This window comes from Mesorhizobium sp. UC74_2, from assembly GCF_042701485.1.
Classification (GTDB): domain Bacteria; phylum Pseudomonadota; class Alphaproteobacteria; order Rhizobiales; family Rhizobiaceae; genus Mesorhizobium.
The window spans coordinates 5,744,055-5,769,808 of sequence record NZ_CP170562.1 but is presented as its reverse complement, the minus strand read 5'-3'; the positions used below and the strand labels follow the sequence as shown (position 1 = coordinate 5,769,808).

Sequence of the window (25,754 nt, the reverse complement as noted above, 5' to 3'; positions counted from 1 at the left end):
GGGACGCGGCTTCCGCTGTCCCCCGGTCGAAAGTCGGTTGCCGTCTAGCACAGGCTTTTCAGGACCGCAATGCGTCCACGGACATGCTTTCAAGGCACTTTTGTCGCATCCGGCGGCCGAGTTCAATGGCTGGCAGCGGATTCACCACGATTCAGGGCAAAAAGCCAAAGGCGAACGCGAGCGGCAACACCGCCAGCACGAGCTCCACGACGACCGCACCCCAGTTGTAAGGTGTATTGGCGCCATCGGACATCATCGCGAGGACCCGCCCGAACGCGGTGAACAGCCAAGAGAAGCCGAGCGCCATATAGAGCAGCGGCTGGGCCAGCAGAATCGCGCAGAGCCCGACGCCGAGATAAAAACCAGCCATCCGCGCTCGCCCTTCGGCAATGGCTTCCGGCTTTTCCGGCTTGGGCTGCAGGCGCAGCAACTTGAAACAGAGACCCGGCGCAAAGAACAGGGCCAGACCGAGCAGCAGCGTGACCGCTGCGCTCGACCACGCGAGCCACTCCCCCTGGGTGGTCGGCCAAGGAAATGAAAATTCCATTTTGGTCCCCTCGAAACGAGACCGCATTGAAGATCATCGCCTTGGGAAGTCAAGCGCGCAGACGCGTGCCCGGCAACTGCCCAAATTCGTCTGCTTGACCATATATAAGAATACTGATATCAGAACACTGATACATGGAGGAGATCGAATGGGCACGAGGATTTTTCTCGCGGGAGCCAGCGGAGCGGTTGGGCGACGCCTCACGCCGATGCTTGTCGAAAAGGGGCACCTGGTATGGGGCACCACCCGCTCGGCCTCGAAAGCCGTGGAACTGAAGGCGGCAGGCGCCGCTGCCGTGCTCGTGGACGTATTCGATGCCGACGCGCTGTCGGCGGCCATGCTTGAAACCAGGCCTGACGTCGTCGTCCACCAGTTGACCGACCTGCCGAAGGATCTCGACCCGGCGCGGATGAGCGAAGCGATCGTGCGCAACGCCCGCATCCGCGACGAAGGCACCCGCAATCTGGTCGAGGCTGCAAAACGGGCCGGTGCCAGGCGATTGATCGTGCAGAGCATCGCCGCGGCCTATGCGCCCGGTCCGCTGCCGCATGGCGAGCAGGACCCGCTCGATACCGGCGCGGAAGGGCCGCGTGCCATCAGCATCAACGGCGTCGTCGCCCTCGAACGCCAGGCTCTCGAGGCGCCGATGGCGGCCGTCATCCTGCGCTACGGCCAGTTCTATGGTCCAGGTACGGGATTTGAAGCGCCGAAACCGGGCGCTTCCGTGCATATCGACGCCGCCTCCTACGCAGCGTTGCTCGCCGTCGAACACGGCGCCGGCATCTACAACATCGCAGAACCGAACGACCAGGTTTCGACCGAAAGAGCCACCGCGGACCTTGGTTGGCACGCCGATTTCAGGAGAACCACACCATGAGCAGCCAAATCTTCGACGACAAGACCCCGCAAGGCCTGTCGAAGCGGCGGCACCTCGTCGCATTGGCCGCCGTGGCTGTAGCCGGCGCAGTTTCGGCAGGGTTGTACGTGACGACAATGGCACCGCCACCTGGGGCCATGCACATGGCAGAAAATGGCACGTCTGCTGCGGCCTCGGGTCGCCCGGCGACCGAAATCAAACCGATTTCCTGCACGCCACTGCCGGACATTCCCGGCAAGGCGGTGACAGTGGCGATTGTCGACTTCCCTCCGGATGCCTACACGCCGCGCCATCACCATCCCGGCAACGTGACCGCGTTCGTCCTGAAGGGCACATTGAAATCGCAGCTCGCCGGCGAGCCGCCGATGACCTACACCCAGGGACAGAGCTGGTTCGAGCCGAAAGGCGCAATCCATCTGTTCGCGGAGAATGCCAGCAAGACCGAACCGGCTTCCTTGCTTGCCATGTTCGTCGCTGACGAAAACTGCGGCCCCTTGACGGTGCTTCTGCCCGAAGACCACGATGGCCATTCAGGTGAGAGGAGAGATATCATAGCAGGACCGGATTCCACACAGCCGATACCGCGTGTCGGCGAGGGCAGGCGCGGCGAGGACGGCTACTTCGGTTATCTGCTGCGCCAGGCGGCAGGCGCCTATCGCTATCGCATGGAGGCGACACTCGTGGATCTTGGCATCACCCAGCCGCAGTTCGCGGTGATGGCGATGCTGAGTGCCTATCCCGGCCTGTCCAATGCCGATCTGGCGCGCGCGGCATTGCTGACACCGCAGACGCTGAGCGTTATCGTCGCCAACCTGGAAAAGGCCGGCACGATCGTGAAACGCCGCCACGCCGGCAACGAGCGCATCCGGCAGCTGGAACTGAGCGAAAAGGGCAAGGCGGTTTATGCCGAGGCGCGCGGCCGCGTCCGCCTGCTCGAAGCCGATCTCGCCGCCGGATATTCGGAAGACGAACAGAAGATTGTCCGCCGCTGGCTGGCCGCCGTCACCGCCGGCACGCCCGAAGACTAGAGTTTCCGGTTTCACAGGAACGTGGAGACACTCTGAAGCTCTCTGAACGGAAACGCCGGACACTGAACTTGCTCCAGGCTGTTTGGCCGTTTCGTTCAAGATCGCGGTGAGATGCCGGAGCATGGTGCGATACGTTCACACCGTGCGAGGCCTTACCATGAACCTGCCCCTTCAGCATTTTGGCTTCATCCTGCTCGGCGGCGTCTTCGTCTGGGCCGGGCTGGAGCACTTCCTGCGCTTCCGTGCCCTCGCCGGCCAGCTTGGCGAGCACGGCTTCCCGGCACCCGGGCCGTTGCTTGCGGCCGGCTCACTGCTTGAAGTCACAGCAGGCCTGTGTGTGATCCTCGGCTTCCACAGGTCTTATGCCGCTGCCGCCCTGATCGTCTTCACCGTCGCCGCAAGTGCGCTTGCGCTCAATTTCTGGCGCTATTCAGGCCCGCAAAGACAAGGCCTTCGCTCCGCTTTCATCATCAATTTTGCCGTTGTCGGCGGCCTGCTCCTGGCGATGGCCTGTTAAATAGTCGCGCGAATGCCGGAGCGATTTTTGCGCAGGAAGATGGCGATCCAAAGCGACAAACTCTGATATATCATTTGATATATCATTGTAGATGCAACGACTTAATGAATATCAGCGCTTTCCATCGCGATGATGTCCGCGAGCAGGTCCATCCCTTCGCCCGTACCGGCAATGCGCAATTGCATCGAGCCGGCATCGCCGAGCCAGGCGATCTGTTCGGTGAAGACCATGCGCGTGCGGGCCGCCTCGGCAAAGAACTCGACCGTCGCCAGTGAGGCCGAGAGCCGCTCGCCGGCAAAGCCCATGTCGAAGGCATAGATGATGCGCCGTGCCGGCACGATATCGAGATAGCGGGCAAGGAAGGTCTGCTCCTGCCCCCCATCGGTACGCCAGCGTTTGGCCTCGACACCACCGACGCGGAAATCGAACTCCTCCTCCAGCACCGCCCAGTCCGGATGACAGGAGGTCCAGCGCTCTTTCAGCGCAGGCTCCGAAAAGAACCGAAAAGCATGTTTCGGGCTGGCTGCCAGTTCGCGCTCGACGACAAAGGTTTTGTGTTCGACAGTCATGGTCATTCCTCTTCCGGCATGTCGGCGATCGCCTGGGCGAGGCGATCGAATGCAGCATTGAGTGCTGTTTCCCGTGCACCCACCCAATCGTTCACCGGTGCGAACGCATCGCGTCGCATGGCATAGGTGCGGGTACGGCCGGCCTTGCGCGAAACGACGATACCGCCGTCTTCGAGCACCTTGAGATGCTTCACCGCCGACGGCAGCCGCATATTGGCCGGACTTGCCAGTTCTTTCACCGTCGCCGGGCCGCGCGCCAGCTGCTCGATCATGCCGCGCCGGCCGGGGTCGGCGAGCGCCAGGAAGATACGGTCGAGAGGCTGGGTTTGCTGCATGGATTACCCTCGGACAAAGGCGGCGCCGCTTGCGAAGCGCTCCGGCATGGCGTCGCGATAGGGGAACATTGAGAAGAACGGCCGGGCTTCTGCAAGTGTTCTCTTCACCGTCGGCCGGGCCAGCAGGCGTTCGAGATAGGCGCAAAGATTGTCCTGATCGGCACCGAACGGGTGCACGATCGAGGAAAAGAAAAGGCAGGGTGCTGCAGCGCAGTCGGCAATGGTGAAGTCGTCGCCGATCGCCCATTCCCTGCCCGCCAGCTGGCCGTTGATCATGGCGTAGGCCGTATCCAGCGTGTTGCGGGCATGGGAGACGCCGACCGGGTCGTTGCCGCCCTGCGGCCGCAGCCGGTCGGTAACGATCTTCTGCATCGGCTCGCTGACATAGAGATCGAAAAAGCGCTCCCACAAACGGGCATCGAGCCGGGCTTCCGGTTCGTGCGGCAACATCGGCAATGGGCCGGGGTAATGTTGCTGCACATATTCGATGATGATGCTGGTTTCCGGAACCACTCGGTCACGGACTGCATCGTGCAGCACCGGGATCTTGCCGACCGGCCATCGTGCGAGATGGCTGGCCGCCGAACCGGGGTCCAGAAGGTCCACGGTTTCGGAGCGAAAATCGAGGTCGTTCTCGTAGAACGCGATCAGCACCTTGTGGCAGAACGCCGCGAGCGGATGGAGATACAGGGTCAGCGACATGAAAGATCCTTGATAGTTTCCAGTGACGGAAACTATTCGCACGAGGCTGACAAGGCAATAGAAAGTTTCCGTCGAAGGAAACCTTTCGTAACCATCCGGCAACCCTTGCCACCGCCTCGGTCTGTCGCTCAGATTGCCGTCCCGCTGTTGGATTGCTCGCTGGAGATGAAAGTTCCCGAACGACTTGCCTGGACGATCGACCGGCTCGGCCTCGTAGGTCACGAAACGATGCTCGAGATCGGCGGCGGACGCGGCATCGCTGCAGCACTCGTGCTGTCGAAACTGACGACCGGCAGGCTGGTAGGCATCGACCGCTCCGACACGGCGATCGAAGCTGCGCATGTACTCAACGAGGTTGATGAGCGCGTTGGCAGGCTAAGGCTGGTTCACACCTCGATCGAAAACTTCGGTGCCGGCGCCGACCGTTTCGACATCGCCTTCGCCATCAATGTCAATCTGTTCTGGATCGACGCGAATGCAGCATTGAAAACCATCCGCGGCCTGCTCAAGCCGGGCGGCAGGCTTGTCCTTGCTTACGAACCACCATCGGCAGGCCCGATCGAAGCGATTATCGCCAGGCTCCGTGACAATCTCGAAACCGCACGATGGCAGATCCAGCGGACCGAGGCCGCGGAACATGCGCCGCTGCTGCTGATGGTCGCCATCCCGCTTTAACGGACTTCGCCTATAGCGGCCTGATCAGTCGATGCAGCACATGTCGCTTCGAACCTATGTCTCGCGGTTCAAACGTCTTCTCCAGCACAAAACCCTCGCGCTCCCAGAAGCTGCGGCCGCGCGTGTTGACGTCGAGAACAGCAACCAGCATCCGCCGGCACCGCCGCACCTGCGCCTCGCGAACAAGATGAAGCACAAAACGCCGGCCGATGCCCTGTGCCCGCATCCCGGGATCGATCAGCAGCAGCCCGATATAGGCATCTGATTTTTCAGGAAAACCGAAGGCCATATCCGCGATGCCGATGATAGCGTCCTGCCCGTCAAAGCACGCCAGCTTGAGAGAACTGGCCGGATCACATCCCGGAGGACAGTCTTCGAAGAAGCTTCGAGCACTTGCCACATCAGGGAGCTGACCGCGCTCCATCAACGCATAGTCGGCAGCGCGGCCGAAAAATTCCAACACTGCCTCGCCGTGTCGCTCTCTGTAGAGGGATTGGAACTCTGCATGCCCTTCGATCAAGCAACCACCCTCACAGGAAGCTCTGCGGATCGATATCGACACTCACCCGCACCGATCCCCTCACTTTCGGTCCCCCTGCCAGCATCTGGCGTACGAAACTCTGCATGTCGGAGCGACGCTCGCCATGCACAAGCAGGCGAAACCGGTGACGGCCACCGACCAGAGCCAACGGCGCTTCCGCAGGCCCCAATACGAAGATGTCCGACGCATCCGGCGCCGCCCGGCGCAAGCCCCGCGCATGCGCTTCCGCGTCGTGGCGCGTCTCGGCGCTGACGATGATGCCGGCGAGCCGTCCGAACGGCGGCAGGGCCGCACGTTCGCGCTCGGCGATTTCGCGCTCATAAAAAGCAGCGACGTCTCCCGAGACGATTGCCCGCATGACCGGATGGTCCGGCTGATAGGTCTGCAGCAGCCCGAGGCTCTTCTTGCCGGTGCGGCCGGCACGGCCCGTCACCTGAGACAGAAGCTGGAAAGTTCGCTCGGCCGCGCGCGGGTCACCGTTGGCGAGACCAAGGTCGGCGTCGACGATGCCAACCAGCGTCATGTTCGGGAAATTATGGCCCTTGGCGACGAGTTGGGTGCCGATGACGATATCCGCCTCGCCTTTCGCGATTGCTTCCAGTTCCAGCCTGAGTCGACGCACCCCGCCGACGAGGTCGGAGGACAGCACGATGGTGCGTGCATCCGGGAAAGTAGCGACCACCTCCTCGGCGATGCGTTCCACGCCCGGACCGCATGCCACCAGATGATCGATGGTGCCACATTCCGGGCAGGCGTCCGGACGCCTCTCGTTGTGGCCGCAATGGTGGCAGACGAGTTGCCCGCGAAAGCGATGCTCGACCAGCCACGCCGAACAGACCGGACAGCCGAAACGATGGCCGCAGGATCGGCACAGCGTCAGCGGCGCGTAGCCGCGCCGGTTGAGGAACAGCAGCGACTGCTCTTCCCTCGCAAGAGTCCTGGTCATCGCCTCGACAAGCAGCGGCGACAGGAAGTTGCCACGCGCCGGTGGTGCACGGCGCATATCGATCGAGCGCAGGGTCGGCAGGGCAGCTTCGGCGAAACGCGCGGGCAGGTCGACACGGGCATAACGGCCCTGATTGGCATTCACCTGGCTCTCAACCGAAGGCGTGGCCGACGCGAGCACGATCGGGAACGAGCCGATATGGCCGCGCACCACCGCCATGTCGCGGGCATTGTAGAAGACCCGATCTTCCTGCTTGTAGGCAGGGTCATGCTCTTCGTCGACGACGATCAGGCCGAGTTCCTTGAACGGCAGGAACAGCGCTGAACGCGCGCCGGCGACCACCCGCACGGTGCCTTCCGCAACCTGCCGCCACACGCGCTCCCGCATTTTCGGGGCAAGGTCGGAGTGCCATTCCGCCGGCTTGGCGCCGAAGCGCGTCTGGAAGCGTTCGAGGAAAGCGTGGGTGAGCGCGATTTCCGGCAGCAGGATCAGCACCTGCTTGCCCTGGTCGAGCGCTGTCGCGACGGCTTCGAAATAGACTTCCGTCTTGCCGGATCCGGTGACGCCGTCCAGCAGCGTCACGCCAAAGGTCCCCGCGGCGGCCCCGGCGCGCAGGGCCTCGGCCGCAGCCGCCTGATCGGGCGTCAATTCAGGCCGCGCATAGGTCGGGTCGGGTGCCGCCACCACCGGACGCGGCGGAATCATCACCGTCTCGAATACGCCCTGCGCCCTCAGGCCGTCGATGACGGTCGAGGAAACACCTGCTGCATGCGCGAGGCCCGAGCGCGTCCACGCCAGGCCGCCATCGGCGGTTTCCAGCACGCGCGACCTGGCGGCGGTGATCCGGTCTGGGAGCGCGGCGGTACGCTGCAGGCCTTCGATCCATGGTTCTGGATCAAAGGCCTCGGGCGCCCGCAGCAGCATGCGCGCGACGAGGCCGGGCGGGGTCAGCGTGTATTGCGCGATCCAGTCGACGAAACGGCGCATGTCGTGATCGATCGGCGGACAATCGAAGACATGGTCGATGGGCCTCAGCTTCCTGGCGTCGACCTGTTCGACCGTGCCATCCCAGACAACGCCCGCCACCAGCCTGGGGCCGAGGGGCACACGCACGATGGAACCCGGCACCACACGCATGCGTTCCGGCACCGCGTAGGTGTAGGCGCGTTCGGCAGGCATCGGCACCAGCACGGGTGCGGCCGTCGTGAAGGGCGAATCTTCTTTCATGACGCGTGACCTTGCCCCGACTTTGGTCTAGAGCAAAGGGCAACGCCAAGCCTGCGGCGCAGTGCCTTATCCCTCCCAAGGAGAACACCATGAAATTCTTCGTCGACACCGCTGATGTGAAGGAAATCCAGGAGCTCAACGCGCTGGGCCTGCTCGATGGCGTCACCACCAACCCGTCGCTGATCCTGAAGTCCGGCGGCAAGATCGATGAGGTCACCAAACAGATCTGCGACATCGTCGAGGGTCCGGTCTCGGCCGAAGTCACCGCCACCGATTTCGACGGCATGATGAAGGAAGCCAAGGTGCTGGCGAAGATCGCCGACAATGTCTGCATCAAGGTGCCGCTCACCCTCGACGGCCTCAAGGCCTGCCGGGCCATCCGTGCCGAGGGCCGCATGGTCAACGTCACGCTCTGCTTCTCGGCCAACCAGGCGCTGCTTGCCGCCAAGGCCGGCGCCACCTTCATCTCGCCCTTCATCGGCCGTCTCGACGACATGGGCTTCGACGGCATGGAAGTGATCGCCGAGATCCGCCAGGTCTATGACAATTACGGCTTCGACACCGAGATCCTGGCCGCCTCGATCCGCACGCCGGACCATGTCAAGCGCGCCGCGCTGATCGGTGCCGACGTCGCCACCATCCCGCCGGCCACGCTGAAGGCTCTGGTCAAGCATCCGCTCACCGACAAGGGGCTCGAGCAGTTCCTCGCCGACTGGGCAAAGACCGGCCAGAAGATCGGCTGACACCGACTTTCTATTGAACAGAAACGGCGCCGTCACGGCGCCGTTTCTTTTTTGTCCGGCATGGTTCAAGCAAACGGCGGCAGCCGGCGCTTCACCGGCTGTGCCTTGACGATGGCGCTGCTGGTCTCGGCCTTGTCGGTGATCCTGTCGAGGATGCGGTCGAGATCGCTGATCGAGCGGATGTGCAGCCGCCCGATGAAGCAGTCATCACCGGTCACCTTGTCGCATTCGGTGAATTCCGGGATTTCCTCGACGAGCTTCTGCACCTGATGCAACCTGCCCGGCAGCGGCTTGATGCGCACGATCGCCTGCAGCGTGTAGCCGAGCGCGGCGGGATCGACATCGACAGTGAAAGCGCGGATGACGCCGCGCTCCTCCAGCCGCCGCAATCGCTCCGACGCGCTCGGCGACGACAGGTTCACGCGAGCCGCCAGTTCCTTCAGCGAGATACGCGCGTCGTCGACCAGGATTTCGACAATACGCCGGTCTAAATCGTCCAGCATTACTCATCCTTAGGGTTTCCACACATCACACCTTACAGAATTAGGATGTTCTCCGCAAATACCTTTCCGAATGCATGTATTCCTGACCTTCGAGCGCGTACAAAACGGTCACGAACGAAGGAAAGGTCGCATCATGTCGGACAACACACGTGGAACGGTCGAGATGACCGCTGCAATGGTGATCTCTGGAACGATCGGCGTGTTTGTCGTGCTGTCCGGGCAGCCGGTGATGGACGTGGTGTTCTGGCGCTGTGCCTTCGGCGCCGTCACGCTGCTGATCGTCTGCGGCGCTCTCGGCCTGTTCAGGCGCGACGTGATCTCGCGCCGGCAGATCGCCTATGCGATCATCGGCGGCATTGCCATCGTCTCCAACTGGCTGCTGCTGTTCGCCGCCTTCCCGCGCGCCTCGATCTCGATTGCCACGGCCGTCTACAACACGCAGCCCTTCATGCTGGTGGCGCTGGGCGCGCTGCTGTTCAGCGAGCGCCTGACGCTGACCAAACTGACCTGGCTTGCGGTCGCTTTCGTTGGCATGCTGCTGATCGTGCAGGCCAAGCCGAACGCCGCCCACACCGGGTCGAACTATCTGGTCGGCATCCTGCTGGCGCTCGGCGCGGCATTCTTCTACGCCATAGCCGCGATCGTCGCGAAGAAGCTCAAGGGCGTACCGCCACACTTGATCGCGCTCATCCAGGTTACTGTCGGCATCCTGATGCTGGTCCCGTTCGCGAATCTCACGAACCTGCCGACAGACGCCCGTACCTGGGCCTTGCTTGCCGCAGTCGGTGTCGTCCACACCGGCCTGATGTACATCCTGCTCTACGGCGCGATCCAGAAACTGCCCACCAATCTCGTCGGCGCGCTGTCCTTCATCTATCCCGTCGTAGCCATTGTCGCGGACTTCGTGGTCTTCGGGCAGCGCCTGCATCCGCTGCAACTGGTCGGCGCCGTCGCCATCCTGATTGCCGCCGCCGGCATGACACTGGGCTGGAGCCTGATCAAGCCACGTACCAGTCTGCCCGTGGCCCGCTAGAGCATTTTGTAGCCAAGTGGAATCACTTGGCTACAAAAATATAGTAAAAACAAACGATTAGAGCATTTCCGCGTTTCCGTTAAAAACGGAAACGCTCTAGTCATCATCAGACATCTGGCCCGTTAGCCTCAGGCCCTCAATCGTCGTCGCCCCGTCCAGCCGCACCACGGTTAGCGCTCTCGCGCCGGTGCGGTCGGCGATCAGATCCGCCAGTTCGCGCGAATGCGTGACCACCCAGAGTTGGGTCCGTTCCGCGGCCTTGGCGATCATGTCGGCCAATGCAGGCAACATGCGCGGGTGCAGGCTGGCTTCCGGCTCGTTCAGTGCGATCAGCCCCGGCAGACGATACGACATCAGTGCGCCGGCGAGCGCCAGGAAGCGGATCTGCCCATCCGAAAGTTCCTGCGGCCGGAACAGCCGCTGCGGGAAATCCGGGAGACGCAAGCCGAATGTGGCGGTTTCGCCCGGCTCCGGCACTTCCAGCTTTGCTCCCAGGGCATTGGCCAGCGCGCGATCAAGATCGACGGTATCCTGCCTGATATGGGCAAGCGTTGCGAACACCGCGGCAAGGTTGCCGCCGTCCTCGTCCAGAAGCGTCGAGGTGACCGCCAGCGACGGTTTCCGCGCGGGCGAATCGGCGTCGGTGCGAAAACCGTGATAGAAGCGCCAGCCCGAAACCGCGGCCCGCAGATCCCCTGTTTCCGGATAGCGGCCGGATGCGCCGAGCACTGCCAGCGCCGTTTCCGAATTGAGCAGCTTTGCGGGGTGTTCGGTACGCCTGCCCTCGCTGTCACGCCCGTAGGCTGCAGGACCCTTGCGGCTCATCATCTCCACCGGTCGTCGCCCGGTTTCGACCGTCAGGGTCTCTTCCTTGACGTGAGGTTCGAAAGCAAATCCCGCCGAAACGGGTGGCGGCAGCCCGATCTCCACCCGATAGGAGAAACGCGCCGCGGTCTCGTCATCCTCGACATCCGCCTGCAGGATGACGCGCACGGGTCGGCCCAGACGACGTGCGCCGGACCAAAGGGCCGACTGCATGCCGCCTTCGCCGGCGATCGAGCGGGCAAGCGTGCCTTCGCCGGCGGCCTTGATCAGTTGCAGGGCGCGGTAGAGATTGGATTTTCCAACACCGTTCTCGCCAACGAACAAACCGACCTGGCCAAGCTCGAGCCGGATCGATTTGAGCGACCGGTAACCTTCAGCAACCAGCCCCGTCAGGCGCATGGTTTCGCTGCTCGCCTGCGCGCCGCTTACCTGGCGCCGGGCTTGGCGAGGTCCTGAGCCAGCGCCAGATGCAACAGCTCAGCGAGTTCGCGCGCGGCGCGGTTTTCGGCATCGATCTGTGCGCGATAGGACGCGAATTCCTGGCCCGGCTTGTCGAAGGACGAAGAGATCGAACGTTGACCGTTGGCCACAGCCTTGCCGGTCTTGGTATCGGTCAGCGTATAAGCCGCTGTCATGATCACCGTACCGGCGGTCGGCTGGTCCTGATCCTTGGCAACCTGGATGCTCGCCGTGGAGATCACCGATTCGGTGACATTGAGCGCCAGCGAATAGGCGGGCGCGTTGGGACGCTCGCCTCCTCCGGTCAGCGCAAAGATCAGATTGTTGCGGACCTGCTGGGCGTAACGCGACGAGACCGGCTTCACGGCGATCGAAGCCAGTTCCTCGCGCGCGCTCACTGTCGAACCAGTCGACAGCGGCTGGTTCGAATAGAGCGGCCGCACCTGGCATGCCGAAACCAGCGCAACGCCGGCGAGCAGGCCGAAGAGCGCCGCGCGGCGCGCGAACGAAGCCGCTGTCTTACGAGTGTCAGGCAACGACATTGACGATCCTCTGGGGCACGACGATCACCTTGCGCGGCGCCTTGCCCTCGAGCGCCTTCTGTACGAAGTCCAGGGCCATGACGGCCTGTTCGACCTGAGCTTGGTCTGCGTCGCGGGCGATTGTCAAATCACCACGCTTCTTGCCATTGATCTGTATCGGATAGACGACGTCGTTGTCGACCACCAGTGCAGGATCGAAGCGCGGCCAGGGCTGATTCGCGACAAAACCCTCGCCACCCAGTGCCGACCAGCATTCCTCCGCCAGATGCGGCATCATTGGCGCGATCATGACGACAAGCGCCTCGACTGCCTCGCGCAGCGCTGCAGCGGTTGCCTGATCGCCCTTGCCGTCGACGAGTGCAGTCGCCACGGGCTGGATCGTGTTGAGCAGTTCATAGAGACGGGCAACCGCCTTGTTGAAGGACAGACGTTCGATGTCTTCGCCGACAGCCTTCACCGTCTTGTGAACAGCTTTCGAAACCGCGGCGGCGGAACCATCACGTGCAGCCGAGGCTTCAACGCCTGCCAGCGCAGGCGCTGTCTCGGACACCAGCCGCCAGATCCGCTGCACGAAACGGTGCGCGCCTTCGACGCCAGCCTCGGTCCAGATAACATCGCGTTCCGGCGGCGAATCCGACAGCATGAACCAGCGTGCCGTGTCCGCACCGTAGCTCGCCAGAATGTCGTCCGGATCGACGACATTCTTCTTCGACTTCGACATCTTCTCGATCGCGCCGATCTCGACAGGGCTGCCATCCGCGATCAGCGTGGCGCTGCGCTTGCCGTCGACGTCCACGATATTCACGTCGACGGGCTGCACCCAATACGCATTCGCGCCGGTGCCGGCGCGATAGGTCTCGTGCACCACCATGCCCTGCGTGAACATGCCCTCGAACGGCTCCTTCACCTCATTGAGATGGCCGGTGACCTGCATGGCGCGCGTGAAGAAGCGCGAATAGAGCAGATGCAGGATCGCGTGCTCGATGCCGCCGATATACTGCCTGACCGGCAGCCAGCCGTTCTTGCCGTCGACATACTCGAGCGTCGTCGGCGCCTTGTCGTTCCACGGATCGGTGAAGCGGGCGAAATACCAGGACGAATCGACGAAGGTGTCCATCGTGTCGGTGTCGCGCCGGGCCGGCTTGCCGCATTGCGGGCATCCGACATGCTTCCAGGTCGGATGATGGTCGAGCGGATTGCCCGGCTTGTCGAAGGTGACATCGGTCGGCAACTCGACCGGCAGGTCTTTAGCCGGTACCGGCACGGCGCCACAGCTTTCACAATGGATGACCGGTATCGGGCAACCCCAATAGCGCTGGCGCGAAATCAGCCAGTCGCGCAGCCGGAACTGTACCTTGCGCTCGGCCTGCGGCCGATTGCCGATCGTCACGCCGGACAATCTGGTCGCCACCTCGTCAAAGGCTTCCTTGAAGCGCATGCCATCGAGGAAGCGCGAATTGATCATCGCGCCATCATCGACAAAGGCCTCTTCCGTGATGTGGAAGCCGGTGGCATCGACGCCGTCCGGCAACACCACCGGGGTGACCGGCAGGCCATATTTGTTGGCGAAATCGAGATCGCGCTGGTCATGGCCCGGGCAACCGAAGATCGCGCCGGTCCCGTAGTCCATCAGCACGAAATTCGCGACATAGACCGGCAGCGTCCAGTTCTCGTCGAACGGATGGACGACGCGCAGGCCGGTGTCGAAACCCCTCTTCTCGGCTGTTTCGAGCGCAGCCGCCGAGGTGCCCATGTGGCGCACGTCCTCGATGAAGGCGGCGAGTTCCGGATTGCCTGCCGCGACCTTCCTGGCCAGCGGATGGTCGGCGGCGATGGCCATGAACGAAGCGCCGAAAATCGTGTCCGGTCGTGTGGTGTAGACTTCGAGCTCGCTTTCGCCGGCAGGCGGATTGGCCAGTGCCCAGCGGACCAGCAGGCCTTCGGAACGGCCGATCCAGTTGGCCTGCATGACGCGGACCTTTTCAGGCCACTTGTCCAGCGTGTCCAGGCTGTCGAGCAGGTCCTGGCTCATCGAGGTGATCTTGAAGAACCACTGCGTCAGGTCGCGCTGCTCCACAGGCGCGCCGGAACGCCAGCCGCGTCCGTCGATGACCTGTTCGTTGGCCAGCACGGTCATGTCGACCGGATCCCAGTTGACCTTTGCCGACTTGCGCTCGACCAGGCCCGATTTCCAGAAATCCAGGAAGATCTTCTGCTGGTGCTTGTAGTAGCTGGGGTCGCAGGTGGCAATTTCACGCGCCCAGTCCAGCGACAGGCCCATGGTCTTCAACTGGCCCTTCATCGTCTCGATGTTCTTGTAGGTCCAGTCGCGCGGATTGACCTTGTTGTCGCGAGCGGCGTTTTCCGCCGGCAGGCCGAAGGCGTCCCAGCCCATCGGATGCAGCACGTTGTAGCCCATGGCACGGCGCCAGCGCGCCACGACGTCGCCCATCGTATAATTGCGCACATGGCCCATATGGATGCGCCCCGAAGGATAGGGGAACATCTCGAGCACGTAATATTTCGGCCGTGGATCGTCGTTCTTCGTCTCGAAGAGCTTGGCCTCGTCCCATGCCTTCTGCCACCTGGGCTCTGCTGCGCGAGGATTGTATCGTTCGGTTGCCATGGCCGGTTTTTCACTTACAAAGCATGCGGGAAACCGCCGGTTGGTCCGGCAGTTCAAGGACATGGTCGGGGTCTTCACCATGCTTTCGGGGACCCGTCAACCATATGGGTCTCGAGGCCCGGCAAAAACAGCAGGATCAGGACAGGTTGGCACATGAGTGACGCGGTTCAGCAACTCGAAACGGTCAGGGCAAGAATCGTGGCCGCCGAAGGCGAGGCAAACCGGCCGGCAGGGGCCGTGACCCTGGTCGCAGTTTCCAAGACCTTCGACGCCGACGCCATCCGGCCTGTGCTGGCCGCCGGCCAGCGTGTCTTCGGCGAAAATCGTGTGCAGGAAGCGCAGGGCAAGTGGCCCGCGCTGCGCGAGGAATTTCCCGGGATCGAACTGCACCTGATCGGACCGCTGCAATCCAACAAGGCAAAGGAAGCCGTCGCGCTGTTCGACGTCATCGAGACGGTTGACCGCGAAAAGATCGCATCCGAACTGGCGAAGGAAATCGCAAGGCAAGGCAAGGCGCCAAAGCTCTATGTACAGGTCAACACCGGCTCGGAGCCCCAGAAAGCCGGCATCGAACCGAAAGATGCCGTCGCCTTCGTCGCCCGCTGTCGCAGCGAGCACGGCCTGACCATCGAGGGGCTGATGTGCATTCCGCCGGCGGAAGAGAATCCGGGACCCCACTTTGCCCTGCTTGAAAAACTCGCACGCGAGGCCGGCGTCGAGAAGCTTTCGATGGGCATGTCTGGCGACTACGAGCTGGCCGTGGCCTTCGGTGCCAGCTCGGCGCGGGTCGGTTCGGCCATTTTTGGTCACCGATAGGGGCCGCGCTCACGCCAACGCATAAAAAAGAAAGGCCGGGAAATTCCCGGCCTTTCTTCTTTAACGGTACGGCTGCCTTACTCGGCCGCGACGATCTTGCCGTCTTCCCACTTGAACAGCGAGAAGCTCGGGCTGGTCAGGTCGCCGGTCTCGCCATAGGTCAGCTTGCCGATGGCGGTCGGAATGGCTTCACCACCCTTGAGCGCGGTGCCGACGGCTGCCGGATCATCCTTGCCGGCCTTTTCGATGCCCGCCTTCAGAACCTGGACGGCGGCATAGGCGTTGAGCGTGAAGGCCTCGGCCGGGATGCCCTTGGCCTTGAGTGCTTCGACGGCCTGAGCCGAGTCAGGGTTCTTCAGTGCGTCGGTCGCGTTGGTGAACAGCGTGCCGGCGGCGGCTTGGTTGCCGATCGCCCAGTATTCGGTGTTGGACAGGCCCTCGCCGCCGATGATCAGTGCCTTGACGCCGGCATCAGCGAGCTGGCGGGCAAGCAGGCCACCTTCAGGATGATAGCCGCCGAAATAGATCACTTCGGCGCCATCCGACTTCAGGCGTGTGACCAGGGCCGACAGATCCTTTTCACCCGGGGTCAGCGAGTTGTGGCTGACTTCCTTGACGCCGCCGGCATTGATCGCCTTCTTGAAGGAGTCGGCCAGACCCTTGCCATAGGTGCCCTTGTCATCGACGATGGCAACCTTCTTGTCCTTCAGGTTCTTCACCACATAGGCAGCCGCCACTTCCGCCTGCTGATCGTCACGACCGCAGGTGCGCAGGACGTTGGTGAGACCGCGGTTGGTCAGGTCCGGCGAGGTTGCGGTCGGCGTCACCATCAGCACGCCGTTCTCGGCGAACACATCGGACGCCGCCATGGCGACACCCGAGGTCACCGGACCGACGACGAACTTCACGCCTTCGCCGACCAGCTGGTTGGCGGCGGAAACGCCCTGTTTCGGATCGCCGGCGTCGTCGGCGAGCTTCAGCACGACCTTCTCACCCTTGATGCCGCCATCCTTGTTGATGACTTCAACGGCGGCTTCGGCACCGTTCTTGACCTGATCGCCATAGGCGGCGACAGGACCGGTCAGCGGCGCGACAAGGCCGATGACGATGTCGGCGCGGGCAGCCGTGGCAGCAACCAGCACGGAAGCGGCGAATGCAACGCCAGTCAGCAGTTTCTTCGTATTCACGGGAATCCTCCTCAAGCGAACCTCTAAGAGCGTAAGTGCAGCTTCGGGTTCGACCGAAAGCCTGGTCCGCGCTTAGCCGCGCGCAGTGGCTTTTGCAATCAGCCAGAGGCGATAAGGAGATGAGCTTTTGGGCCAGAAATGAACGTCGACTTGCCTTTCCGCCGATCCATCGGACGAGGCAAAAAGTCGCTTCCGTCAGGGGGCGGTCGAACTCCCGCCGCTGATCTTGATGGCTGCCCTTCGTTGTCCTGCCGCAGTTGCCGCAGCAGGACAGTCTCACGATTCGATCAATGCAGCAGAATCTCGCCGTCGACCTTGCGCCATTCATTCGCCGAAATCAGCTTCTGGTGCGTGAAGCAGACCGAGTGCAATGGCCCTTCGAGCTTCTCGCGCCAGAAGCTGATGAAGGCACCCAGTATCGGGAATTTCGGGGCGATGTCGTAGTCCTGCCAGATGTAGGTCTGCAGCAGGTGCGGATGGTCGGGATAATGATACAGGATGCGGGCTGTCGTCAGCCCGTAGCCCTTGAGCAGAAGTTCCAGTTCGGAATGGTCGCGCATGGCAGCCCTCGCAAGTTGATCTCGGATGTGCCTCGACACACCCCTTGCCGGTCCTCCCGGAAAAACTCTGCGCCTCGAACGTTAACCATGTCTTTAAACGTTCAATCCGCCCCCTTGGTTCGACCTAAGCGTGTGCGGCTTCACGCAATTTTCTGTTACGGGCGGGCAAACCCAATGTCTAATATTGCCGTAACGTCCGAACTGATAATAATGCCGGCGATTTCGCGGCCCGCGGGCCGCAACACCGCCAACCGGCGGCCGATCTCAGGAGGAAGACCAAGACATGACCGAGGCTAAGGTCCACCGCGTACAGCCGGCGTGGAAGAAGCATGCGCTGATCGACAACGAAACGTATGTGAAGTGGTACGCGGAAAGCGTGAAGAACCCGGACAAATTCTGGGGCAAGCACGGCAAGCGCCTCGACTGGTTCAAGCCCTACACCAAGGTCAAGAACACCTCCTTCGACGGCAAGGTATCGATCAAGTGGTTCGAGGACGGACAGTTGAACGTCTCGCACAACTGCATCGACCGCCACCTGAAGAAGCGCGGCGACCAGGTCGCGATCATCTGGGAAGGCGACAATCCCTATGACGACAGGAAGATCACCTACAACGAGCTGCACGAGCATGTCTGCCGGCTCGCCAATGTGATGAAGAAGCACGGCGTCAAGAAGGGCGACCGCGTTACCATCTACATGCCGATGATCCCGGAGGCGGCCTATGCGATGCTGGCCTGCACCCGCATCGGCGCGGTCCATTCGGTGGTGTTCGGCGGCTTCTCGCCGGATGCGCTGGCCGGCCGCATCGTCGACGCCGCCTCGACCTTCGTCATCACGGCCGACGAGGGCCTGCGCGGCGGCAAGAGCATTCCGCTGAAGGAAAACACCGACAAGGCGATCGAGATCGCCGCCAGGCAGAAGACCGCGGTGAAGTCGGTTGTCGTGGTGCGCCGCACCGGCGGCAAGATCGGCTGGGTTGAAGGACGTGACCTCTGGTATCACGATGAGGTCAAGACGGTTAAGGCCGAATGCAAGCCGGAGAAGATGAAAGCGGAGGATCCGCTGTTCATCCTCTACACCTCAGGCTCGACCGGCAAGCCGAAGGGCGTGTTGCACACCACCGGCGGCTATCTCGTCTATGCTTCGATGACGCACCAGTATGTGTTCGATTACCACGATGGCGACATCTACTGGTGCACGGCCGATGTCGGCTGGGTGACGGGCCACAGCTACATCCTCTACGGCCCGCTCGCCAACGGCGCCACCACACTGATGTTCGAAGGCGTGCCGAACTATCCGTCGGTATCGCGCTTCTGGGAAGTGGTCGACAAGCACAAGGTCAACATCTTCTACACCGCTCCGACCGCCATCCGCGCGCTGATGGGTGCCGGCGAAACGCCGGTGAAGAAAACGTCACGCAAGAGCCTGCGTGTCCTGGGTTCGGTCGGCGAGCCGATCAATCCGGAAGCCTGGGAATGGTATTTCAACGTCGTCGGCGACAAGAAGGTGCCGATCGTCGACACCTGGTGGCAGACCGAGACCGGCGGTATCCTGATCACGCCGCTGCCTGGCGCCACCGACCTCAAGGCCGGTTCGGCGACGCGGCCGTTCTTCGGCGTCAAACCGCAGCTGGTCGACAATGACGGCAAGGTGCTGGAGGGTGCTGCCGACGGCAATCTGTGCATCACCGATTCCTGGCCGGGTCAGATGCGCACCGTCTATGGCGACCATGAGCGCTTCGTGCAGACCTACTTCTCCACCTACAAGGGCAAGTATTTCACCGGCGATGGCTGCCGCCGCGACGAAGACGGATATTACTGGATCACCGGCCGCGTCGACGACGTCATCAATGTGTCGGGCCATCGCATGGGCACGGCCGAGGTGGAATCCGCACTCGTTGCCCATGACAAGGTGTCGGAAGCGGCCGTCGTCGGCTATCCGCACGACATCAAGGGCCAGGGCATCTACTCCTACGTCACCTTGATGGCAGGCGTGGAGCCGACCGAGGACCTGCGCAAGGAACTGATCGCGCATGTGCGCAAGGAGATCGGTGCGATCGCTTCGCCAGACAAGATTCAGTTCGCGCCGGGCCTGCCCAAGACGCGCTCCGGCAAGATCATGCGGCGCATCCTGCGCAAGATCGCCGAGGACGATTTCGGCGCGCTTGGCGACACCTCGACGCTGGCCGACCCCGCCGTCGTCGACGACCTCGTCAGCAACAGGCAGAACAAGAAGGGCTGAGCGGCTACGATCTCGCCGCCGCGCTCCGGAAAGCGGCGGCGAGAACCTTGAGCACCTCGCGCGCATCGCGGCGGCCGGGACGTGACATCAGCACGATGTCCTGCCCCGGCAAGGGCGGCAGCCCAAGATCTGCACCGACATCGATGGCGCCTGCCGGCGCCACCCTCTGGGCCAGCGCCGCCACGGCCAGACCGGCACTCACCGCCGCGCCCAACGCCATGACACCCCCGCCGACGAACGCTTCCCTCCATGGCAGACCCGCCTCATCCAGCGCATCTATGGCAAGCGCCCGGATGCCACAGGGCGCGGCCAGCGCCGCCAGCCTGAGCGGTTCGCCCGAGCGATGCTGGAACGACGGTGATGCGAACCAGCGGAACGGCTCGCGAAACAGGATCTCGCCGTCGGCATTGTCGTCGCCGCGTCGCGCGATCACCGCATCCAGTTCGCCGTGGCCGTAACGGGCCACGACATCACGCGAAGAGGCAATCCGGACCTCCACCACCAGTGACGGGTCGTAGGCGTTGAGCCTCGCAAGCAGCAACGGCAGTTCCGGCCCGGCGACATGATCGCTTATGCCGAGCGTGAGCCGACTGGGCACGGCTGCCTGGATGCCGGAAAGCGCACGCTCATGCGCCTCGAGCAGGTTGCGCGCCGCCGGCAGGAAGCGTTCGCCCTGCGCGGTCAGCCGAACATGACGCGGAGTGCGCTCCAGCAGGCGGGCATCGAGGCGGGCTTCAAGCCGTTTCAGCTTGAGGCTGACCGTTGCCTGCGACGTGTCGAGCACCTCCGCGGCCCGCGTGAAGGAGGCAAGATCCGCGACCAGCGCGAAGGCCTGGACCGTGTCGATATCGAGCGTTCGCGCCGGATCATTCATGTTCAAATCTTATGGCTGATATATTTATTGATATGTTTTCATAATGAAGCAGCGATGGCAAGCTGCATCGAAATCAAGGAGCCCAGCCATGTTGATGATGCAGTACATCCACCGTCTTCCTGCCGACCATGATATGGAGAAGATTGCCCGCAGGGCGGCCAGTCTGGGCCCCGATTGGGACGAGACGCCCGGCCTCGGCTTCAAGGCCTTCGTCGCGCAGCGGCGTGGCGAGAACGGCGCCATCAACAATGCCTATTCGTCGCTTTATCTCTGGCTGGACGACGAAGCCGCCAGCGATTTCATCACCGGCGAGCGCTTCCAGAAAGTGATCGATGGCTTTGGTCGCCCCGCGATCGAAAACCTGGCTGCCGCTCGATGTGCATCTGGGATCGGCGACAGGCGCACGCTCCGTCTATCGCGAAGACGTCCTGATCGATCCGGCCGCGAATTTCGCGGCGCTGAAACGCAGTGAGAACGAACACAACACCGCGCTCGTCAAACAGGCGGGCATCTATGCCGCGGTAACGGCGATCGACCTGGCCAACTGGCGTCTCTCGCGTTTCCGGCTTTCCGCGGAGGCAGCGACCACACCCGAACATGGTTCCGCCTACGACATCCTGCATCTGGCAAAGCCCGGAATTCCAGCGCTTTTCGCGGCAGCATGAAACTGTTGCGGTCCTGCACTTGCGCTCGGGCGGAAAACACCCCACCTTGTGGGCGTGTTCAACGAACTGAAAGGAGGTGATCCGATGTCGAGTGATTTCGTTTTCCAGAGCGTGATCCCGGCGGATCGCCTTCACGGAGAGCAGCCTCTCCGCTGAAGCGCGAGACGCGCGGTGCACGGTCCGAAGGGATCGTGACCACGGGCCGCGCCTGGACGAAAGCCACGGAAGGCCGCCCATCACAAGATGTGGCGGCCTTTTCCGTTTCCAGTTGAGTCGTTTGACAGACCGGTTACTTCGTCAGAGCCAGTCTGTTCAAGTTCCTGGCGATCTTGTCGAAGGCTGCCTTCAGTTCCGGTCCGGTGGAGGCGTCAAAGAAATGCTTTCCACCGCTGTCGGGGCTGGCGCATTTCTGCAACAGATCAATCGCCTTGGCCCGGGAATCAGCGGTGATATCGCGGTTATAAAGATCGAACCCGATGGTGTAGATTTCGATGCCCTTGGCACGCATGCTTTCGCAAAGCTTGATGGCCGCGTCACGTGGCGGAGCCTTGCCATCCTTGTACACACCTCTGTCGGTGGAAGCGTCGAAATAGGAAAGATTGAACAGGCCGTCCGTCATCAGGATCGCGTATTTGCCTATCTTGGTATTGTCATAGTCCATTGGACGTTGCGCCTCGGGGAGCGCTCCCGCCCAGTTCGGCGAGAGCAGGTACCAGCTCCATTGCACGCCGATATGGCCGGCCGTACCGCCCTCAAACTCAAATGCATCGATCCGGGACTTAAGCGCCTGAGCATCCGACGTGAGCGGCATTATTTCCGCTTTAGGGCACATGACAGTAGCAGAGAAGCCGGCAGATCCGTCCGAGAAAGTCGTTATGAATAGATCCCGATTGACCATGCTGCTTTCGGGGCCATCGTCGGTATACTGGTAGTCACCCTTACGCTCGGTGGCACAGTTGTATTTGTTGTTCGTGCCGTTGCTCGAATTCGACGGCAGTCGAGGCGTGGTGTTGCCCGGTGCCTGCTTGCGTTCACTATCCTTGGTTTCAATGAAAACGGAGCTTGCGGCCAGGCTGCTGCCGACATTCACCGCATTTGCATAAGGTATAAGCGCCACTCGCACCCTGGGGCGGCTAGGGCTTTGATCCTTGAAAATAGTGTCGACCGCATCTTTTGCGGCATTCTTGAGATCCTGGACCTTTGTCCCGCTTTTCATCGACCCAGTCAGGTCGAGCATCATCGCAATCTCAAGCTGGCGGAACGAATAGACGGCAGCTCCCGTTTGCGACACTCGCCGCGTCTTTTCCGTACCGAACAACGGAAAGAAGAGCGGTACGTCGACATAGGCCGAAACCTGAAGCGTGTATTGCGTGCGGTCCAGCGTTACCTTGTCGATCACGATCTGGTTGGCGCTCAAAATGCCGCCGCTGCTATTGGCGTCCAGGTAGACCTTGATGATCTTGGTCGCCTCAGCCTCGGTGGCAGTCCCGGTAGTCAGATCGCGTGCCGTCGAGGTCACCGCTGCATCGATGGCGTTGCCGAGCGCCGAACGGGCATTCATCATCTGGCCGATATCCACCGCAAAGCCCACGGCCAGCGCCAGCACACCCAGCACGACGCCGGCCATCACTATGAAATTGCCGCCGCGGTCCCTGCCGAACCTGCCGACCAGCTGCCGAAGCCTGCCGAAAAACATCATCGCCCTTCCCCGCCCGCGGAACCCGTATTTTCGAATGCGGGTTTCCTGCCGGATGGGGCGGCATCTGGACCAATATTGGTGAGTGCTTGGTAAAGGCCCGGCTTTCCGGCCCCCAAAACCCTAACGAAGGTAAACGCAGGGTAAAGTTACAGGTGCTTTGAGAATCAAGGTTACAGAATGCTAATTTAGCGTCGGCGATTGTATCGATGCCGCCAGCGGGTCAGCGTCGGGAAAGACCGTGCGGCGATCGACCCCGGCCCGAACCCGCATCAGAAATCGCTGGTCAGGCCCTTCACTTCCCAGTCGCCATAACGATTAGGGTCGTTGCCGCCACGCCCGCCGATTTCCCTGGGCAGGGCTGCCTCGGCCCGGCGATAGGCCTGCCGGCGGATTTCGGCTTCAGCCAGTGCCCGTTCCGCGGCCGGCGACAGCGCCTTATCTTGGCCTGCTTCGCCCGGCATCTCGTGCGGCTTGCGGTTTTCGTCCGGCATGCTTTTCTTCCAGTGGATTGAAACGGCTTGGGCTTCTTACCATCATATAGCGGAACCAGGGCGAGGGATCGACCCTTGCCAGGCGATGGAGAAACATTTGAGCACGATGCGCACAGCCATGCTTCTGGCCGCCATGACGGCGCTGTTCATGGGTGTCGGCTACCTGATCGGCGGCTCCGGCGGCATGATGATTGCGTTGGTCATCGCAATCGCCACCAATTTTTTCAGCTACTGGAACGCCGACAAGATGGTGTTGTCGATGAACCACGCCGTCGAGGTCGACGAGCGCAGCGCACCGGAATTCCATGCCATCGTGAAGAGCCTTGCCGCCAATGCCGGTCTGCCGATGCCGCGTGTCTATCTGATCGACACCGACCAGCCCAACGCCTTCGCCACTGGCCGCAACCCCGAGAACGCCGCCGTTGCTGCCTCGACCGGGCTGCTGCAGCGCCTGTCGCATGAGGAAGTCGCTGCCGTGATGGCGCACGAGCTTGCCCATGTGCAGCACCGCGACACGCTCACCATGACCATCGTGGCGACCCTTGCCGGCGCCATTTCCATGCTCGGCAATTTCGCCTTCTTCTTCGGCGGCAACCGCGAGAACAACAATCCGCTCGGCTTCATCGGCGTGCTGGTGGCGATGATCGTTGCTCCTTTCGCGGCCATGATCGTGCAGATGGCGGTGAGCCGCACCCGCGAGTATGAGGCGGACAGGCGCGGTGCGGAAATCTGCGGCCATCCGCTCTGGCTGGCTTCCGCCCTTGACAAGATCGCGCGCAGCGCCGAACGCATCCGCAACGACGATGCCGAACGCAATCCCGCCACCGCGCATCTTTTCATCATCAACCCGCTTTCCGGCGAGCGCATGGACAACCTCTTCTCCACCCACCCGAATACGGAAAACCGCATCGCCGCCTTGCAGGCGCTTGCCGTGCAAATGGGCCAGGCCCGCGAGGCCGGCGAAGCGACGCGTCCCGAAGCGGCACCTTCGCCGCGCCACGGCCAGATCGATTCGGCCGGCCCCTGGGGCAGCTCGGAGCCTCCCTCAGGCGAAAGCGAGCAACCGGAAGCGCCGAAATCCAATCCCTGGGGTCGCAACCCGTCCGGCCCGAAAGGCCCATGGCAGTGAAGCAAGCTGGCAGGGCCGCCCGCAAGCCGACGCCTCATCGTTCCGATAGTGCGCCGCAGGCACCCGGCCTTGCCGCGCGCCAGGCGGCAGCGCGACTGCTGGCTGCGGTCATCGATGCCCGCACGCCCCTGGATGGACTGACCGACAACGAGCACGGCCACCCGCAATATCGTGCGCTCGACGGGCGTGACCGTGCACTGGTGCGCGCCATTCTGGTCACCGCGCTCCGCTATCGCATGACCATTGCCGGCCTGCTCTCCCGCCGGCTGGAAAAGCCGCTGCCGGCCAATGCCACCACGCTTTCGCATATCCTGCATGTCGCGGCCGCGCAGATATTGTTCCTGGACGTGCCCGACAGTGCTGCCGTCGACCTTGCTGTGACTCATGCCAAAGCCGATCCGCGCACCGCACGCTTTTCCGGTCTCGTCAACGGTGTCCTGCGCGCCCTGGTCCGCGCCAAGGATGTCGAGCTGCCGCCGGCGCTGGATGCGACCAATGATGCGCCGGCATGGTTCGAGCAACGGTTGCGCGACGCTTATGGCCAGGAAACGACCGATGCGATCCTCGCCGTGCATCGGCTGGAGGCACCGGTCGACTTCACGGTGAAAGCCGACCCGGCACTGTGGGCACAACGATTCGGTGGCATCGTCCTGCCGACGGGCACGGTTCGTGTGGAGAAGCTGCCCGCCCCTGTCACTGAGCTGTCAGGCTTCGCGGAAGGTGCCTGGTGGGTGCAGGATGCAGCAGCCGCCCTCCCGGCAAGGCTTTTCGGCGACATCACCGGCAAACGTGTTGCCGACCTTTGTGCGGCCCCTGGTGGCAAGACGGCACAGCTCATCCTCGGCGGCGCGAAGGTGACGGCGGTCGACACCTCGAAAAGCCGACTGGCGCGGCTGAGGCAGAACCTCGAACGGCTGGGCATGAACGCCGAGGTCATCCAGTCCGACCTTTTCGACTACAACCCCGCCGAGCTTTTCGATGCTGTTCTGCTGGATGCGCCCTGCTCTTCCACCGGCACGGTACGCCGACACCCCGACGTACCCTGGACCAAGACGCTCGCCGACATCGACAAGCTTGCGAACCTGCAGCGCCGATTGCTGGAGAAAGCCGTCACGCTGCTGAAGCCTGGCGGTCGCGTTGTCTTTTCCAACTGCTCGCTCGATCCGCTCGAAGGAGAGGAACTCCACGAAGCCTTCCTGTCCGAGGCGAAGGGTATTGTCGACGATCCGATCCGGCCGGACGAAATCCCCGGCATCGCGTCTTTCGTGACGCCGAAGGGAACGCTGCGCACCACACCCGCCGGCTTCGGCGTGGACAATCCGATGTTGTCCGGCCTCGACGGCTTCTTTGCTGCCCGCCTGCGCAGAACGGATTGACATCCCGCACTCGGCAAATCGTG

The 25,754-nt window shown here is 62.5% G+C and carries 26 protein-coding genes and 1 pseudogene; 12 read left to right on the top strand and 15 right to left on the bottom strand.

Translation table 11 applies throughout. The features are described from left to right. Positions 1-151: 151 nt before the first annotated feature. Positions 152-547 carry a DUF4345 family protein gene (locus ACFJIU_RS28135; RefSeq protein ID WP_326894926.1) on the bottom strand — a complete coding sequence of 132 codons (396 nt, stop codon included), beginning with the start codon at positions 545-547 and terminating at the stop codon, positions 152-154. Between the two features lie 148 nt (positions 548-695). On the opposite strand from ACFJIU_RS28135, the gene ACFJIU_RS28130 reads away from it, so the two are divergent. The 3 genes from ACFJIU_RS28130 (at position 696) to ACFJIU_RS28120 (ending at position 2,969) form a co-directional block, all read left to right on the top strand. Then, positions 696-1,424: an NAD-dependent epimerase/dehydratase family protein gene (locus tag ACFJIU_RS28130; protein ID WP_379065535.1), complete on the top strand. Its 729-nt coding sequence runs from the start codon at positions 696-698 to the stop codon at positions 1,422-1,424. Further along, complete coding sequence (locus ACFJIU_RS28125; RefSeq protein ID WP_379065533.1) at positions 1,421-2,452, top strand: cupin domain-containing protein; 1,032 nt, start codon at positions 1,421-1,423, stop codon at positions 2,450-2,452. The genes ACFJIU_RS28130 and ACFJIU_RS28125 overlap by 4 nt, the downstream gene beginning before the upstream one ends. Before the next feature lie 157 nt (positions 2,453-2,609). Then, positions 2,610-2,969 (top strand): DoxX family protein, encoded by a 360-nt coding sequence (locus tag ACFJIU_RS28120; protein WP_379065531.1) that lies wholly within the window; start codon positions 2,610-2,612, stop codon positions 2,967-2,969. Between the two features lie 101 nt (positions 2,970-3,070). Here ACFJIU_RS28120 and ACFJIU_RS28115 read toward each other — a convergent pair whose 3' ends face one another. The 3 genes from ACFJIU_RS28115 to ACFJIU_RS28105 are packed head-to-tail and all read right to left on the bottom strand — an operon-like array spanning position 3,071 to position 4,575. After that, complete coding sequence (locus ACFJIU_RS28115) at positions 3,071-3,538, bottom strand: SRPBCC family protein (RefSeq protein ID WP_379065529.1); 468 nt, start codon at positions 3,536-3,538, stop codon at positions 3,071-3,073. 2 nt (positions 3,539-3,540) lie between these two features. Further along, positions 3,541-3,873: an ArsR/SmtB family transcription factor gene (locus tag ACFJIU_RS28110; RefSeq protein ID WP_379065527.1), complete on the bottom strand. Its 333-nt coding sequence runs from the start codon at positions 3,871-3,873 to the stop codon at positions 3,541-3,543. A 3-nt stretch (positions 3,874-3,876) separates the two neighbouring features. Next, entirely contained in the window at positions 3,877-4,575 is a 699-nt protein-coding gene (locus ACFJIU_RS28105; protein ID WP_379065525.1) for a glutathione S-transferase family protein, read from the bottom strand. A 165-nt stretch (positions 4,576-4,740) separates the two neighbouring features. On the opposite strand from ACFJIU_RS28105, the gene ACFJIU_RS28100 reads away from it, so the two are divergent. Further along, a complete protein-coding gene (locus ACFJIU_RS28100; RefSeq protein WP_379065523.1) occupies positions 4,741-5,250 on the top strand; it encodes a class I SAM-dependent methyltransferase in 510 nt (169 codons plus the stop codon). A gap of 10 nt (positions 5,251-5,260) precedes the next feature. Here ACFJIU_RS28100 and ACFJIU_RS28095 read toward each other — a convergent pair whose 3' ends face one another. Together ACFJIU_RS28095 and ACFJIU_RS28090 are read right to left on the bottom strand one after the other, a co-directional pair. Continuing rightward, positions 5,261-5,770 (bottom strand): GNAT family N-acetyltransferase, encoded by a 510-nt coding sequence (locus ACFJIU_RS28095; protein ID WP_379065521.1) that lies wholly within the window; start codon positions 5,768-5,770, stop codon positions 5,261-5,263. Positions 5,771-5,780: 10 nt separating this feature from the next. Next, positions 5,781-7,964: a primosomal protein N' gene (locus tag ACFJIU_RS28090; protein ID WP_379065519.1), complete on the bottom strand. Its 2,184-nt coding sequence runs from the start codon at positions 7,962-7,964 to the stop codon at positions 5,781-5,783. Between the two features lie 89 nt (positions 7,965-8,053). Here ACFJIU_RS28090 and fsa point away from each other — a divergent pair, with 89 nt between their 5' ends. Beyond that, positions 8,054-8,707, top strand: a complete 654-nt coding sequence (gene fsa, locus ACFJIU_RS28085) for a fructose-6-phosphate aldolase (RefSeq protein WP_379063702.1) — start codon at positions 8,054-8,056, stop codon at positions 8,705-8,707. 65 nt (positions 8,708-8,772) lie between these two features. Here fsa and ACFJIU_RS28080 read toward each other — a convergent pair whose 3' ends face one another. Beyond that, the gene (locus ACFJIU_RS28080; protein ID WP_379065518.1) at positions 8,773-9,210 is read right to left on the bottom strand and encodes an Lrp/AsnC family transcriptional regulator; all 438 of its coding nucleotides are present in this window, start codon (positions 9,208-9,210) and stop codon (positions 8,773-8,775) included. A gap of 133 nt (positions 9,211-9,343) precedes the next feature. On the opposite strand from ACFJIU_RS28080, the gene ACFJIU_RS28075 reads away from it, so the two are divergent. Then, positions 9,344-10,243 carry a DMT family transporter gene (locus tag ACFJIU_RS28075; protein WP_379065516.1) on the top strand — a complete coding sequence of 300 codons (900 nt, stop codon included), beginning with the start codon at positions 9,344-9,346 and terminating at the stop codon, positions 10,241-10,243. A 96-nt stretch (positions 10,244-10,339) separates the two neighbouring features. Here ACFJIU_RS28075 and ACFJIU_RS28070 read toward each other — a convergent pair whose 3' ends face one another. From ACFJIU_RS28070 to leuS, 3 genes are read right to left on the bottom strand one after another with little or no spacing between them, the layout of a single operon-like run. After that, the gene (locus ACFJIU_RS28070; RefSeq protein WP_379065514.1) at positions 10,340-11,467 is read right to left on the bottom strand and encodes an AAA family ATPase; all 1,128 of its coding nucleotides are present in this window, start codon (positions 11,465-11,467) and stop codon (positions 10,340-10,342) included. A gap of 26 nt (positions 11,468-11,493) precedes the next feature. Next, entirely contained in the window at positions 11,494-12,069 is a 576-nt protein-coding gene (gene lptE, locus ACFJIU_RS28065; RefSeq protein ID WP_379065512.1) for an LPS assembly lipoprotein LptE, read from the bottom strand. Then, positions 12,056-14,695: a leucine--tRNA ligase gene (leuS, locus tag ACFJIU_RS28060; RefSeq protein ID WP_379065510.1), complete on the bottom strand. Its 2,640-nt coding sequence runs from the start codon at positions 14,693-14,695 to the stop codon at positions 12,056-12,058. The genes lptE and leuS overlap by 14 nt, the downstream gene beginning before the upstream one ends. 153 nt (positions 14,696-14,848) lie before the next feature. On the opposite strand from leuS, the gene ACFJIU_RS28055 reads away from it, so the two are divergent. Next, positions 14,849-15,511 carry a YggS family pyridoxal phosphate-dependent enzyme gene (locus ACFJIU_RS28055; protein WP_379065508.1) on the top strand — a complete coding sequence of 221 codons (663 nt, stop codon included), beginning with the start codon at positions 14,849-14,851 and terminating at the stop codon, positions 15,509-15,511. A gap of 77 nt (positions 15,512-15,588) precedes the next feature. Here the strand turns inward: ACFJIU_RS28055 and ACFJIU_RS28050 are convergent, their stop codons facing one another. Together ACFJIU_RS28050 and ACFJIU_RS28045 are read right to left on the bottom strand one after the other, a co-directional pair. Continuing rightward, complete coding sequence (locus tag ACFJIU_RS28050; RefSeq protein ID WP_379065506.1) at positions 15,589-16,698, bottom strand: branched-chain amino acid ABC transporter substrate-binding protein; 1,110 nt, start codon at positions 16,696-16,698, stop codon at positions 15,589-15,591. 287 nt (positions 16,699-16,985) lie between these two features. After that, positions 16,986-17,258: an usg protein gene (locus ACFJIU_RS28045; protein ID WP_129412567.1), complete on the bottom strand. Its 273-nt coding sequence runs from the start codon at positions 17,256-17,258 to the stop codon at positions 16,986-16,988. Positions 17,259-17,541: 283 nt separating this feature from the next. Between ACFJIU_RS28045 and acs the strand changes: the two genes are divergently transcribed. Further along, on the top strand, positions 17,542-19,497 hold the full coding sequence (gene acs / locus ACFJIU_RS28040; protein WP_379065504.1) for an acetate--CoA ligase: 1,956 nt from the start codon (positions 17,542-17,544) through the stop codon (positions 19,495-19,497). A 4-nt stretch (positions 19,498-19,501) separates the two neighbouring features. On the opposite strand, the gene ACFJIU_RS28035 is transcribed toward acs, so the two are convergent. Then, positions 19,502-20,371: a LysR substrate-binding domain-containing protein gene (locus ACFJIU_RS28035; protein ID WP_379065502.1), complete on the bottom strand. Its 870-nt coding sequence runs from the start codon at positions 20,369-20,371 to the stop codon at positions 19,502-19,504. A 43-nt stretch (positions 20,372-20,414) separates the two neighbouring features. Here ACFJIU_RS28035 and ACFJIU_RS28030 point away from each other — a divergent pair. Then, positions 20,415-20,699 (top strand): annotated as a pseudogene (locus tag ACFJIU_RS28030) (DUF4865 family protein); the annotation flags it as partial. 4 nt (positions 20,700-20,703) lie between these two features. Continuing rightward, positions 20,704-21,036, top strand: coding sequence for a DUF4865 family protein (locus ACFJIU_RS28025; RefSeq protein WP_379065500.1), 333 nt, complete (start codon positions 20,704-20,706; stop codon positions 21,034-21,036). 289 nt (positions 21,037-21,325) lie between these two features. Here the strand turns inward: ACFJIU_RS28025 and ACFJIU_RS28020 are convergent, their stop codons facing one another. Next, the gene (locus ACFJIU_RS28020) at positions 21,326-22,735 is read right to left on the bottom strand and encodes a pilus assembly protein TadG-related protein (RefSeq protein ID WP_379065498.1); all 1,410 of its coding nucleotides are present in this window, start codon (positions 22,733-22,735) and stop codon (positions 21,326-21,328) included. A gap of 269 nt (positions 22,736-23,004) precedes the next feature. Then, a complete protein-coding gene (locus ACFJIU_RS28015; RefSeq protein WP_379065496.1) occupies positions 23,005-23,226 on the bottom strand; it encodes a DUF1674 domain-containing protein in 222 nt (73 codons plus the stop codon). Positions 23,227-23,323: 97 nt separating this feature from the next. Here ACFJIU_RS28015 and htpX point away from each other — a divergent pair, with 97 nt between their 5' ends. Continuing rightward, complete coding sequence (gene htpX / locus ACFJIU_RS28010) at positions 23,324-24,355, top strand: zinc metalloprotease HtpX (protein WP_379065494.1); 1,032 nt, start codon at positions 23,324-23,326, stop codon at positions 24,353-24,355. Further along, complete coding sequence (locus ACFJIU_RS28005; protein ID WP_379065492.1) at positions 24,346-25,731, top strand: RsmB/NOP family class I SAM-dependent RNA methyltransferase; 1,386 nt, start codon at positions 24,346-24,348, stop codon at positions 25,729-25,731. Before htpX ends, ACFJIU_RS28005 begins: the two co-directional genes overlap by 10 nt. Positions 25,732-25,754: the final 23 nt, after the last annotated feature.